11 protein-coding genes are annotated in these 13,008 nt (G+C 58.7%); 2 read left to right on the forward strand and 9 right to left on the reverse strand.

Annotation, left to right across the window (positions count from 1 at the left end; genetic code table 11):
- Positions 1-4: 4 nt before the first annotated feature.
- From ccoO to M728_RS27905, 9 genes are all read right to left on the reverse strand, one after another.
- The gene (gene ccoO / locus M728_RS27865; protein WP_026621901.1) at positions 5-736 is read right to left on the reverse strand and encodes a cytochrome-c oxidase, cbb3-type subunit II; all 732 of its coding nucleotides are present in this window, start codon (positions 734-736) and stop codon (positions 5-7) included.
- Between the two features lie 13 nt (positions 737-749).
- A complete protein-coding gene (gene ccoN, locus M728_RS27870; RefSeq protein WP_026621902.1) occupies positions 750-2,366 on the reverse strand; it encodes a cytochrome-c oxidase, cbb3-type subunit I in 1,617 nt (538 codons plus the stop codon).
- 364 nt (positions 2,367-2,730) lie between these two features.
- Complete coding sequence (locus M728_RS27875; protein WP_026621903.1) at positions 2,731-3,156, reverse strand: pyridoxamine 5'-phosphate oxidase family protein; 426 nt, start codon at positions 3,154-3,156, stop codon at positions 2,731-2,733.
- Positions 3,147-3,773 carry a helix-turn-helix domain-containing protein gene (locus M728_RS27880; protein ID WP_026621904.1) on the reverse strand — a complete coding sequence of 209 codons (627 nt, stop codon included), beginning with the start codon at positions 3,771-3,773 and terminating at the stop codon, positions 3,147-3,149. The genes M728_RS27875 and M728_RS27880 overlap by 10 nt, the downstream gene beginning before the upstream one ends.
- Before the next feature lie 80 nt (positions 3,774-3,853).
- Positions 3,854-4,276 (reverse strand): hypothetical protein, encoded by a 423-nt coding sequence (locus M728_RS27885; RefSeq protein ID WP_034884041.1) that lies wholly within the window; start codon positions 4,274-4,276, stop codon positions 3,854-3,856.
- 24 nt (positions 4,277-4,300) lie between these two features.
- Positions 4,301-4,915 carry a response regulator FixJ gene (gene fixJ, locus M728_RS27890; protein ID WP_026621906.1) on the reverse strand — a complete coding sequence of 205 codons (615 nt, stop codon included), beginning with the start codon at positions 4,913-4,915 and terminating at the stop codon, positions 4,301-4,303.
- A complete protein-coding gene (fixL, locus tag M728_RS27895) occupies positions 4,908-6,425 on the reverse strand; it encodes a PAS domain S-box protein (protein ID WP_026621907.1) in 1,518 nt (505 codons plus the stop codon). The genes fixJ and fixL overlap by 8 nt, the downstream gene beginning before the upstream one ends.
- A gap of 651 nt (positions 6,426-7,076) precedes the next feature.
- Positions 7,077-8,612 carry a class I adenylate-forming enzyme family protein gene (locus M728_RS27900; RefSeq protein ID WP_026621908.1) on the reverse strand — a complete coding sequence of 512 codons (1,536 nt, stop codon included), beginning with the start codon at positions 8,610-8,612 and terminating at the stop codon, positions 7,077-7,079.
- Between the two features lie 254 nt (positions 8,613-8,866).
- The gene (locus M728_RS27905) at positions 8,867-10,264 is read right to left on the reverse strand and encodes a PLP-dependent aminotransferase family protein (RefSeq protein WP_156943497.1); all 1,398 of its coding nucleotides are present in this window, start codon (positions 10,262-10,264) and stop codon (positions 8,867-8,869) included.
- Positions 10,265-11,028: 764 nt separating this feature from the next.
- On the opposite strand from M728_RS27905, the gene M728_RS27910 reads away from it, so the two are divergent.
- Positions 11,029-12,507, forward strand: a complete 1,479-nt coding sequence (locus M728_RS27910; protein ID WP_026621910.1) for an acetyl/propionyl/methylcrotonyl-CoA carboxylase subunit alpha — start codon at positions 11,029-11,031, stop codon at positions 12,505-12,507.
- Positions 12,504-13,007, forward strand: a complete 504-nt coding sequence (locus M728_RS27915) for a biotin/lipoyl-containing protein (protein ID WP_051440963.1) — start codon at positions 12,504-12,506, stop codon at positions 13,005-13,007. Before M728_RS27910 ends, M728_RS27915 begins: the two co-directional genes overlap by 4 nt.
- Position 13,008: the final 1 nt, after the last annotated feature.

Here is a 13,008-nt window from a genome sequence, read left to right on the forward strand (position 1 = left end):
CCCCTCAGCGATATCCGGTTGTGTCGTCATAGGTGGAGAAGTCGACGAGGGTGCCGAGCATCTGGAGATAGGCGATGAGCGCGTCCATCTCCGTCAGTTTCTGCGGATCGCCGTCGAAGTCGCCGAGCTTGGCCTTTGGATAGCGGGACTCGACGCCGGAAGCGTCGACATTCGGGTCGGCCTGAGCCTTCAGGTCCGCTGCCGCGTTGTCGATCATCTCGTCCGTATAGGGCACGCCGACCGCCCTGTTCGCCTTGAGGTTCATGGCAACATTCTTCACCTCTAGCGGCGTTTCCTTGAGGAAGGCATAGCTCGGCATCACCGATTCCGGCACGACCGAGCGCGGCTCGACGATGTGCTGGACGTGCCATTCATTGGAGTAGCGGTCGCCGACGCGGGCGAGGTCCGGCCCCGTGCGTTTCGACCCCCATTGGAACGGATGGTCGTACATTGACTCCGCCGCCAGCGAGTAGTGGCCGTATCGTTCCACCTCGTCGCGGAACGGGCGGATCATTTGGCTGTGGCAGACGTAACAGCCCTCACGGATGTAGATGTCACGCCCGGCGAGCTCCAGCGGCGAATAGGGCCTCATGCCCTCGACCTTCTCGATGGTGTTTTCGAGATAGAAGAGCGGCGCGATTTCTACGATCCCGCCGATCGAGACGACGAGCAGGGAGCCGACGAGCAGCAAAGTGGCGTTGCGTTCGAGTAGCGCGTGTTTGTCGAGAATGGACATGGATTCTGCCCTCCTATTCCGCGGGCGCCTGCATCGGCGCGGCATCCGGGGTCGCTGCTTCATCGACACGGCCGAGGATGGTCATTGTTACGTTGAGGGCCATGATGAGTGCACCGGCGAGGAACAGGGCGCCGCCCGCGGCACGCATGACGTAGTAAGGGAACATCGCTGCGACCGATTCCGCGAAGGAATAGACGAGGAAGCCCTGGTCGTCATACTCGCGCCACATCAGCCCCTGCTGGATGCCGGCAACCCACATCGTGGCGGCGTAGACGACGATGCCGAGGGTCGCGAGCCAGAAGTGCCAGTTTACCATGCGCAGGCTGTAAAGCCGCTCGCGCTTCCACAGCTTCGGCACCAGGTAATAGATGGCACCGAAGGTGACCAGGCCGTTCCAGCCGAGCGCACCCGAATGCACGTGGCCGATGGTCCAGTCGGTGTAGTGGCTGAGCGAATTGACCGTCTTGATCGACATCATCGGTCCTTCGAAGGTCGCCATGCCGTAAAAGGCGACGGCCATGACCATCATGCGGACGACCGGGTCCGTGCGGATCTTGTCCCAGGCGCCCGACAGCGTCATCAAGCCGTTGATCATCCCGCCCCAGGAGGGCATCCACAGCATGACGGAGAAGACCATGCCGAGCGTCTGCGCCCAATCCGGCAGCGCCGTGTAGTGCAGGTGGTGGGGACCCGCCCAGATATACATGAAGACCAGCGCCCAGAAGTGGATGATCGACAAGCGGTAGGAATAGACGGGGCGATTCACCTGCTTGGGGATGAAGTAGTACATCATCGCCAGGAAGCCGGCCGTCAGGAAGAAGCCGACTGCGTTGTGGCCGTACCACCACTGCGTCAACGCGTCCTGCACCCCAGAGAAAGCCGAATAGCTCTTGGAGCCGAGGAAGGACACCGGCACTGCCAGGTTGTTGACCACGTGCAGCATCGCGATGGTGATGATGAAGGCGAGATAGAACCAGTTCGCCACATAGATGTGCGGCTCCTTGCGCTTCAGGATCGTGCCGAGAAAAGCGACGAGATAGGCGACCCATACGATCGTCAGCCAGAGGTCGACGTACCATTCCGGCTCCGCATATTCGCGGCTCTGGGTAATCCCGAGCAGATAGCCCGTCGCGGCAAGCACGATGAAAAGCTGGTAGCCCCAGAACACGAACCAACCGAGATCGCCGCCGAAGAGACGCGCGCGGCTCGTGCGCTGAACCACATAGAAGGACGTGGCGATCAAGGCATTGCCGCCGAATGCGAAGATCACCGCCGAGGTGTGGAGCGGCCGTATGCGACCGAAGTTGAACCAGGGTTCGACATTGAGATCGGGAAAGGCGAGCTGCAAGGCGACGACGACGCCGACGAGGAAGCCGACGACGCCCCAGAACACCGTCGCGATGACGCCGTATTTCACGACCTCGTCGAAATATTCGGTCCGAGGGGCGCCGCAACCCGCGGCCACCGGCCGGAAGTCGACGCGGCGCATCAGCACCAGCGTGCCGCCGAGCAGCACGAAGAACAGCACCCACATATGCGCGCCGAACAAGCGGTCCTGGGCAAAGCCGGCTCCGACCAGCGCCAGGAAGGCGCCGACGGCAAGCACGACCATCTCGACTGTGTGTTTCATGTCGCAACTCTTTTCTAAACGCTGACTGGCGCACGCCTGCATGCAAGCCGCCGAAGTCTTCCGAGAATTGCCAGAGCCGGGTCTTCGGTACCTTGATTCAGATCAAGACAGTTGGAGCGCTCGCCATGCATTCCTCGGAGGCCGCCCAAGGGAGCCTGCAGCGAAGGCCGAGACGTGATAGCAATGACGCTCGTCCTCATGCGCAGCGGTGAGTGGCCACGACATCGGAAACACGTCCGCAGGCTCCTGATCGCGGGATCAGGCAGCCGGCCGTAATTTGGTCCGTGTCAGGAAGCTCTAGGAATTTGAAATGATGCAATCTGGGCGCGGAGTACGTCGCATACAGTAGCGCTGATTGGTGCGGCTAACGCTCGCCCTCTCGGGCTGCACGGCCGGTCATTTCCTCTATGTCCACGCAAAAGAAAATGTGTGGAGACGCTGAAATCGCCTGCGGAACTGGTCTAAGTCCCCCTGGTTCCCACCAGTTAGCTTTCTTTTCGAGGAGGGACCAGGCGTGAATGCACTCGCTGCGGCGGCCCTGCGCCGCTGGTAGCTCGCGGTACCGGCCCGTAACGACCACGCTCTTCCACTGGCGATTGGTAGCAAACTCGTCGACCTGGAGGGAAATGTTGGAGTTGCTGCGCATCCAGTCGATTTTCTGGCCCGGCATGGAAAAGCAGTAGAGGCAGTTGCCGGAGTGCGCATAGGTGACCGGCACGATGTATGGCCGGCATCTACAGAGAGCCAGAGGAGGGTCTGCATGCAGACTCTCAGGCAGGCTCAGTTGCAAAGCGAATGGAGAGCGTCAGGCTTCATGATGTCGATTGTCCGTGTGTCCCGCAGGACGATCACGCTGCGCTCCTTCAGCCTTGTCACGACGCGCGATACCGTTTCGATGGTAAGGCCGAGATAGTCTGCAATGTCTTGCCGCGACATTGGCAATCGCAACTGTCTGCCGCCGCCTTGACGCTCGCAAAGGTCGACGAGAAATGCGGCAATCCGCTCCACCGCACATTGCCTGCCGATAACCAGCAGATGCTGCTGGGCTCGCGCCATCCCGGTCAGGGCGAGCGCGAGAAGGTCCCGCGAACGCTCTTGCATCTGTCTGCGGCCGAAGACAGCCAGTGTCGTTTCCGTGGTCGCCTCGGCGAAAAAGCAATGGCTGAGACCTGCTTCGAAGCCGAACATCTCCCCCGGGAAATGAAAGGATACGACCTGTCGCCGTCCGTCCGAGAGCAGGCGGTAGACACGCACCGCTCCAGTAGAAACCTGGTAGCACTTCTCGATCAAATCGCCTTCAGCATAGATCTCACGATCGGCCCTGTAGGTGGCGACAAGATGCGGCCCAGCAATCTGGGTCAGTGTAACGTCTTCGGCGTGTTCCTTGGGTTGTGCAGCGGCGTACATCTCTTTATCCCCTGTTCGGTGTGGGGATAGATTGGCAATTCCCAGAGCCGGGAGAAATTCGGTTAGATCACTAAGGGAAATTACTTAGCCGCTTCGATCAGGCTGTTGATCACGCCTAGCAGGTCGGGGCCGGTAAACGGCTTCGTCAATATCGCGTTGCCGACATTTGGCTGAAGGGCCGACAGGCCATCGACTAGCAGGATGCCCCGGGCTCCGAGTTTCTTGAGGAATTGAGTGGTGGCCTGCGGCTCTGACCTTAGTATCTCATCGTCGACAATCGTGCAGAGCGCCCCCTTGGAAGAATCTTCGGCCTTTTGCACGGTCTCGTAGGACTCGGTCGAATATCCTTCGACCTCGAGCGCGAACGCCACAGATCGTCGGAGCCCCTGGTCCGCTGCAACGACGATAATGCTTCTTCCGCCTGACAATTCGAAATCTCGCTCATTGGCGCGTTTGTGGCAGCCATGAACCGGCACTACAGCGCTTGCGGCGATGCGACGCATTGCGCGAGATCAACTCGATATAAATCAGGAAGGACCGAAGCCTGCGGCGAGAGCCATTCGCACGAGATGGGCGAGGCTCTTCGCCTTCATTTTAGCCATCACATTGGCGCGGTGCACCTCAACCGTCCGTGGGCTGATATCGAGGTCATAGGCGATTGATTTGTTTGGAAGGCCGGCGACGACGGCCGCGAGCACCTGGCGTTCTCTTTCGCTGAGAGTCTGCAGGCGCGCCTGAATGTCGACCACCTCCTCGGCGTAGGCTTCCGGAAGGGCCAGATGTTCAGATGCTTTCTCTATCGCCTCGATGATCACCGAATCCTCGAAAGGCTTTTCGATGAAATCCACCGCCCCGGCCTTCATGGCCTCCACCGCCATGGGCACGTCGCCGTGACCGGTGATCACGATCGAAGGTATCTTGATCTTGCGCTCGCCGAGGTTGCGCAGCAGATCGACGCCGGACATTTCCGGCATTCTCAGGTCCGTCACGAGGATCCCGTTTCTGACGTCCGGTGCGAAGACGAGGAAGGCCTCAGCCGACTGATGCATTTTGACCGCGAAGCCATTCATCGTCAGCATGAACGCAAGCGACTTCCTGACCGCCTCTTCGTCGTCAACAATGTGAACCGTATAATCAGTCATCGACATCGATCCGTTCATCTACATAGGCCGGAAGCGTGAACCGGAAGGTGGCTCCCCCGGCCGCATTTTCCGATACGGTCATCTCACCGCCATGCGCCTCGACGATGCGTTTCGAAATGGACAGTCCGATGCCCATTCCGCTGGCTTTGGTCGTGACGAATGGCTTGAAGAGCTGGCCGGAGATTTCCTCCGGAATGCCTCCGCCCGTGTCTTCGACGACGACGGCAACCTCCCCCGGGTCGGCCGGCATCGTGCGGATCGTCAGCGCTCGGCGGTCGACGTGGCGCATCGCCTCGATCGCATTGCGCATCAAGTTGATGAGGACCTGCTGGACCTGGATCCGGTCCACCATCACCATTTCGGCGCCGGGCAGATATTCGAACACCGTCCGCACCCCCTGCTCGCGGGAACCGACCAACGCCAGCGCCGCGGCCTCCTCCACCAATTTTCGGATGTCGTCCGGCGCCTTTTCCGTCTCGCCCTTAGTGACGAATTCCCTGAGATGCTTGATGATCTGACCGGCCCGCAGAGACTGGCCTGCCACCTCTTCAAGCGCCTCGCGCATCCGGGTTGCGACGGCATCGTCCATGTCACGCAACAGCCTCACACATCCGTGCGAGTAGTTGGCGATCGCCGACAACGGCTGGTTCAGTTCGTGCGCGAGTGTCGAAGCCATTTCGCCCATCTCGTTAAGGCGGGCGAGCCGCGCGAGTTCGGCCTGGATTTGTTCGAGCCTCGCGGCGGACTCCTCCCGCTCCGTGAGGTCTCTGATGAAGCCTGTGAAGAACCTCTCACCGCCTGACTGCATCTCCCCCACAGCGAGTTTCATCGGAAACGTCGATCCATCCTTCCGTTGCCCAGAGACGACACGATCGATACCGATGATGCGCTTTTCGCCAGTTCTTAGGTAACGCTGCATGTACCCGTCGTGTTCGTGGCGATAGGGTTCCGGCATCAGGATGCGCAGGTTCTCGCCGATGACCTCAGCTTCCGCATATCCGAACTGCCGGACGGCCGCGGCGTTGAAGGAGACGATGGTACCATCGCTGGCACTGACCACGGTGGCGTCCGGAACCGTATCCAAGATCGACCTCAGATGTGCGTCGCGAGCCTTGACGACGTCCTCGGCCCGTACAACGTCGCGTTTGACCGCCTGAAGGACTTCTCCCAGCGCCGCGATCAGAAGCACTGCCAACCCGAAGACCGCCAGTTCCATGACACTCGGACCGTCGACACTCCTGATTCGTTGAAGGAAGACCGCAGCAAAAAGCGACAGCCCGGCCGCAAAGAGGATCGCATTCCGGCTGCCGACCAGCGTCAGGGCGAGGATGGCAGGGATGAACGAGAGGAGAAGAAGGCCATCGCCGATTTGTTCGGCCAGTGCCAATCTCAACGCAAGAACGCACGAGGTGACTATCGCGGCGACAATGTAGGCTGCGACCCCGCCGCCGCGCCACCTGACGAGAAATCGTCCCAACCGAATCTTCTCAACAACGCTTTCTGAATGCATCCCATTATCCACCGAAGGACTATTTACCGCTGCAATGCCGAGCGTCTTGGCTGTATTCGCACGATGCGACTCTTCCATAGACCATGCTGGCGGAAACAGCCAACCCGCACTTGCTGCAAATCGTCCCAGGATGGGAGCGCGTCGCGACGTACTTGACCGTGATCGATGTAGCCGCTGAGGCGCAGAGTAGGATCGCTCCTGCATCCAAATCGGTTTTGCCAGCGCCCATTCGGCGCTACTGGCCGAACGCGCGGCACGGCTCCAGGTGGAAGCGCGGCTGGCAAGCACCGAAGCGCTGAAGAAAACCTGATCGCCTCCTGCGCCAGGCGCTCCACGGCGAACCACGCCTCATAACTATAGAACGATTTGCACTAACCCGCGGGTAAAGATGCCGCGTGGCTGCTCGGATGCTTACGCTGATCGTCGTGATCATGCCCGATGCTCAGCTGTCCGAAACGACTGCCAGTCCGGCACAGAAAGGGGTTTCGTGTGCCGCCCTGATCAGCTCTGTAATGAAATCGACTGTCGACTCATCGACTACCCTACTGACCCGTACTGACCGGCATCCGTGAGCACCCGGTTTTATACATGTTGAATGGCAGTCCACTGGCAAACCGGAAAGGAAGGCCAGTTCCCTTGACGCCCCGATCATCAGTTGCCGCCTTCTTGCTCGCTTGACCGCGATTCAAGCTCTTTCAAAATCGAGTGCTGAATCTTGCCCAACGCAGTTCGCGGCAATTCTCTCGTGAAAATGAACTCCCGCGGGACCTTGAAGCGCGCGACCTGCGACTGCACATGCGTTGCCAGTGCTTCCGCTTCGATCGGTGCCTCTGCCCGCCTGACCACATAGGCGACCGGCACTTCGCCCCAGCGTGAATCCGGCCGACCGACAACGGCGCATTCCGCGACATCAGGATGCTCCACAAGTACACGCTCGACTTCGGCCGGATAGATGTTTTCTCCGCCGGAAATGATGACGTTCTTTTTGCGATCGCAGACCCAATAATGACCGTCGGTATCGCAGTGCCCGATGTCTCCAGTGCGATACCAGCCGCCGCGCAGCGCCTCACGGGTCGCTTGTTGATCGCCCCAATATTCACAGAAAACATTCGGGCCGCGCACTGCGATTTCGCCGAGGGCGCCCGCCGGCAACTCCTCGCCCGCGTCATCGATGATCATCGCCTCGCAGCATAGGCCCGGAAGGCCGGTGGAGCCATAGCGCGAGATATCACCCCCAAGCCTCGTATAGATGGCGATGGGACACGTTTCTGTGGAGCCATAGACCTGCAGGACCGGTACCCCACGCGCGGCAACGCGTTCGATTAGGGCCTGAGACACGATCGTCGAGCCGGTTGAAACAGCCTTCAAGGAGGACAGGTCGGCCGTCGACCATCCGGCGTGTTCGGTCAATGTTTGGAGGGCCGTCGGTACCAATGCCGTAAGCGTTGGCCGATGGTGCTCGATAGCAGCAATAGTCGCGCCTGCCGCAAATCGGGAATGGATAGTGACCATCGCACCATGGTGCAGAGCCGGAGTGGTCTGAATGTTGAGCCCGCCCACGTGAAAGAACGGCAATACCGAGAGCACATGATCTGCCGACGTCAGAGAATGCATGTGCTGACTCATCACCCCGTTCCATAGCAATGCTTCTTGTCGGAGGACCGCGCCTTTCGGACGCCCGGTAGTGCCAGAAGTGTAGACGACCATAAGCGGGCAGCTCAAGTTAGCCTGTGGATTGCGGCTATCTCCGCTGCCTTGCGCCAACAGGTTACCCCATGTGCTCCCGCCAGGGGGCGTGAAGTCCAGACCGACGACCGAGGTGTCGGGCAGTGTGTGTGCCAGATGCGGTAGAAGCGCGTTGAACGTCTGTTCGACCACTAGCACCTTTGCTGCTGCGTTGGATAAGATGAAGAGCTGCTCAGCCGGCGCGAGCCGCCAATTCAAAGGCAGTAAAATTGCGCCAAGACGCGCACAGGCATAGAGAAGAATTAGATACTCGGGCCGGTTCAGGCTGAGGATGGCGACGCGGTCGCCTTTAGTGATTCCAAGCTCTTTATTCAGGGCGCGCGCGGCCTGCTCGATGCGTCGGCGCAAAGCGGCGTAGCTCAGGGTGTCGCCTTCGAAATGAATTGCGGGCTTGTTTGGAGCAAACGCCGCATTGCGGTCAATCAGTGTGCAGAGATCCATTATCACCTATCCCTTCTGTCTGAGCCACATGAGACTTTTCCGCGCGGGCAAGGCCACACAACCCTTCTGGGCGGTTGAGGTTCGGGTAGTCCTTCAGCTTGGCCAGGCCGTCTCCAACTCCTCAATGTGAACCGTTTGCGCACTCAATTGCGATGGCAGCTTCGCTTCGGAACACAAAAGTTTGCGGCCGGCCCGGCAATCGGGAGCGAAGTGAAAGGACGTCAAGCATGCAAACACCCTTTCTCGAGCCCACCTTAAGCATTCATGTTGTCCTCGAGGTCTTTTGCCGCCGCCTTCGTCCCCTGCCCCAGTTGAACTTGCAGAGCGGCAATCTCCCTTAACGCTTCGCTAAGTTCGAGGCGGGTGGGCGCACCCAAGCAAAGGCGAATGCCGCTTTGATCATGTCCGTCCGACAGAGAGACCGCAGGATCGGTGACCATGATCCCGCGTTCGCGGGCTGCGTTGGCGAGTGCGACCGCCGCAGAGTGGCGCATCGACAGAAACATGTGGAACCCGCTGCCGATCCACGCATCGCTAACCGAGGCGAAGATCGAAGCTGCTACCTTGTTTCGAACAGCCGCTTCCGCGCTTGTGGTTTTCGAGATGTGTGATGCCACACCATCCTCTATCCATTTGTGTATCACAAGCCTGGATATCGGAGAGTCAGTTGCACCTTGTGCACGGAGCACGCGCACCAGATTGTCCAGCTGATGAGACGGGGCAATCAGAACACCAAGGCGCAGCCCTGGTGTGAGCAGCTTCGCGAAGCTGTTTATGTAATAGGTTCGTTCAGGCGCTAAATCGAGAAAGCAAATGCGATCACGTGCAGCGAAGGCTGCGTACACGTCGTCTTCGATTACCAATATGTCTTGGCGCTGGCAAATAACGGCAATGTCCTTGATCCGTGACCGCGACATCGTCTTGCCGGTTGGATTCTGCGCAGTTGGGTTGGTGAACAACACAAGGCGCTTCTTCCTCAAAGCGACCTCGCATGCGATCCGCTCGAGGGCGCCTGGTAGAAGGCCTTCTCTATCGGCCCCAACTCCGAGCAGCTCAATGCCGAGTAAATGTGAAATCCTCACGAGCCCCGGAAACGGCAACTCGTCAGTTGCTAAGCAAATGTCCGGCGCGACCAGTGCGGACAGCACCGTCGAAAGAGCATGTTGACCGCCATTGCAAAAGATCATGCGTTCGGCGTCAGCCGAGGCGCAATAGTGCTGAAGCCATCCCGCAACCGCCATACGATGCTCGAGAGTTCCCTTTGGAAAGGTGCATGCTCCGAAGGAGTTGGCGTCAATGGTCGTCGCAAGCGAGGCCAACGTCCCGCTCAGCAGTTTTTCCGAAATGACGTTGGGAGGCACATTTAAACTCAGATCGACCATTTTTCTGGTCGTCAGGATTTTGTTCGTCGAAAACATTCCGCGTCCGTGGAAAGATAAGGCAAGGCCCTGGCGCGCCAAGAGCCCATAGGCCTTTGTCACCGTGCCCAACCCCACTCCCAGTCGGTAGCTCAAGTCCCTCTGCGCTGGCAGGCGGGATCCGGGAGCGATTTTGCCATTGACCAGATCCTCCGCGATTGCGGCCGCCAGGCGCTGGTACACTGGCTCATCGCCGGGTGCGATCCAAGGCTCCCAAGGTGATTTCATCAGCATGCAGATACCCCAAAAAGTGTCACGCGACACAATAAGTGTGGCGCTATAGTGTCTTCCAGTGTAGCTTCCGCAGTTGGTTCGCAAGTACCGAAGAGTATCATGGAGATTAGGCGCGATTTAGTAGATAACCACTTGCTGCCTCTGTGGCGGATAACGACGCATTTGTCAGACAACACTACTAAAACAATGGCGTAAAAGGCAACATGATTTCGGCTATCAGTCTACAAACGACTTTCATCACGTCGGCTATCTCGGACTTCGCTGATATTATACTAAATAGCTCGATGTTTCGAGGTGGTGATGGTGGTCTGAAATTAGGAGTGGAGCTGGCATTCGCCTCGCTTTCGATGCCTCGGGTGCCACCGGAGAGAAGGTTCAAGCCATGCAGGTCGCGTGAAAAAACGCATGCGGAATGGCACCCACGGAACAGGCGCGCTCCGTCTCTGCCGTCCACCTGCCCATCATGGAGACCATTACGCCAACGCCAACATAAAGTGTCGCATCCAAGTGGATTTCGTTGCGAACGCTAATGAGCCACTGCCGCTCCGCAACGATCACCGGCCGGCTCCGGTTTGCTGCTGCCGCCAGATGACGCTACCTCGGCCATCAAAGCATCGACCACAAGGAGGTTCTGACAATGCGGGATTACTTTCTAATTCGCTCCATGGGAGATTTGCAGGCCGTGATACGGGAGATTGAGGGCACTACAAAACGCGCGCAAAAACGGATGCTCATCTCAGCTCTAAACTTAGACAAATAGGCGAATGCGAAAATTGCCCTTCGATACAGTTCTGATTGCCAATAGAGGCGAGATAGCCGTACGCATCATCAAGACCCTGCGCGAGCTGGAACTGCGCTCCGCAATTGTCTACCATGATCACGACGCGGGAGCGCCGGCCGTCTCAATGGCCGACATGGCGATTGCCGTAAGCGGTCGCACGCCAGTCGCGGCCTATCTTGATACCGCACAAATCATCGCTGCCGGCCGAAAGGCGAACGTCGGGGCGATTCACCCAGGCTATGGATTCCTTGCAGAGAATGCAGAGTTCGCGAGGGCAGTGGTCGAGTCTGGGTTCGCCTTCGTCGGGCCCACTCCTGAGATCATCCAATTGATGGGCGATAAGATCCGGGCCCGCTACTTCGTTCAGCGTAACGGATTTCCCGTCGTGCCGTCAGCGATCGAAGAAGATGACCCGGCATCGTTCATCCAGAGAGCGCGATCCATTGGAGGGCCTTTGCTCGTAAAAGCATCGGCCGGCGGGGGCGGTAAGGGCATGCGGATCGTCCGCGACCTCGATACCTTGGAAAACGCTATTGCGCAGGCACGCAGTGAGGCGCAGCGCTACTTCGGGGATGGTCGGCTCTACATCGAACGATATATCGAAAAGCCGCGACATATCGAAGTGCAGGTGCTCGGCGACTCCTTCGGAAAAGTCGTTCATTTGTTCGAGCGGGAATGCTCGGTGCAGCGCAGATTTCAGAAGGTCATAGAGGAGGCGCCCGCGTCAACGCTTTCCCCGGGGTTGCGCGAGAGAATCTGCGCAACTGCCGCCGACATCGCTCGAGCCGCTAACTATCGAAATGCAGGCACTGTGGAATTCATTGTTCATGGAGGAGAGTTCTATTTCCTCGAGATGAATACGCGCCTGCAGGTGGAGCATCCCGTCACCGAAATGATCACTGGCATCGATATTGTTGCCGAGCAGCTCTATGTCGCTGGAGGCCATGAGCTTAGATTTTCACAGCCAGACATCGTCTCGACAGGACACGCAATCGAAGCGAGGGTATATGCTGAATCTCCTGAACGCGGCTTTTCTCCTACGACGGGGAAGGTACTGGTGCTCGATTATCCTGGCGGTAAGGACCTACGGACAGACAGTGGCATCTCGCAAGGCCAGCAGATAACGACAGCCTTCGATTCACTCTTGGTAAAGGTGATCGGACATTCGCCGACGCGCAATGAGGCTGCGCTAAAGGTCGAACGCGCGATGCGGGAGTTGGTGCTCCTCGGCTGCGAAACAAACGCGAGCTTTCTCGCGCGCGTCCTTGCGGACGAGCAATTTCTAAGGGGACAGATCCATACTGGATATCTCGACGAAAATCCGCAGCTGACCGCTGGCGACTCCGCGTCCGACTTGTCGACCTTCCTCGCAGCCGCCGCTCTCCTGACGCGACCAGTCCGAGATTCGGCAGATGCCGTACCTGAGCTTCACGCCTCCTTGGGCGGCTGGAGAAACGCGTGAATCACGTATTCGAGCTTGAAGGTGCAGATTATCAGTTGTGGCTTTCACGCTATCAGCAGGGATATCGGCTGCATTTGGGCGACGAGGTACTCGCACCGCTCGACTTCTCCCAGCAAGGCGACTGCAGCGGCCTTCTTACCATTGCGGGCGCAAGCGAGCCGGTCAGGTTCGCCATCGATGGCAGCACGATTCATCTGCACATTCGCGGCAGAACGCGCATTCTGCGCTACCGAGACCCATTGTCAGCCCATGCTCTCGTGAACGAGAATGGAGGTCTTCTCGTGGCGCGCGCGCCGATGCCAGGCGTCGTCGTTAAGACGTCGGTTTTGCCTGGCGACGCGATTTCCGCAGGCACCGCGCTGATGGTGATCGAGAGCATGAAGCTGGAAAGCGTCATACGCTCCTCACAGGACGGTGTGGTCGACCGAATTCACTTCAACGAAGGCGAGAGCTTCGAGCATGGCGCCGTACTAGTTACGATCACAGAGGAAGGGCATTGAG

This window comes from Ensifer sp. WSM1721 (genome assembly GCF_000513895.2).
GTDB lineage: Bacteria > Pseudomonadota > Alphaproteobacteria > Rhizobiales > Rhizobiaceae > Sinorhizobium.

What these genes read in the sequence shown, in the direction of transcription:
- ccoN (WP_026621902.1), bottom strand. Translation starts at nt 2,366, where the DNA reads ATGAAACACACAGTCGAGATGGTCGTGCTTGCCGTCGGCGCCTTCCTG.
- fixL (WP_026621907.1), bottom strand. Translation starts at nt 6,425, where the DNA reads ATGCATTCAGAAAGCGTTGTTGAGAAGATTCGGTTGGGACGATTTCTC.
- M728_RS27900 (WP_026621908.1), bottom strand. Translation starts at nt 8,612, where the DNA reads ATGGATCTCTGCACACTGATTGACCGCAATGCGGCGTTTGCTCCAAAC.
- M728_RS27885 (WP_034884041.1), bottom strand. Translation starts at nt 4,276, where the DNA reads ATGCGTCGCATCGCCGCAAGCGCTGTAGTGCCGGTTCATGGCTGCCAC.
- M728_RS27905 (WP_156943497.1), bottom strand. Translation starts at nt 10,264, where the DNA reads ATGCTGATGAAATCACCTTGGGAGCCTTGGATCGCACCCGGCGATGAG.
- M728_RS27880 (WP_026621904.1), bottom strand. Translation starts at nt 3,773, where the DNA reads ATGTACGCCGCTGCACAACCCAAGGAACACGCCGAAGACGTTACACTG.
- M728_RS27910 (WP_026621910.1), top strand. Translation starts at nt 11,029, where the DNA reads ATGCGAAAATTGCCCTTCGATACAGTTCTGATTGCCAATAGAGGCGAG.
- fixJ (WP_026621906.1), bottom strand. Translation starts at nt 4,915, where the DNA reads ATGACTGATTATACGGTTCACATTGTTGACGACGAAGAGGCGGTCAGG.
- ccoO (WP_026621901.1), bottom strand. Translation starts at nt 736, where the DNA reads ATGTCCATTCTCGACAAACACGCGCTACTCGAACGCAACGCCACTTTG.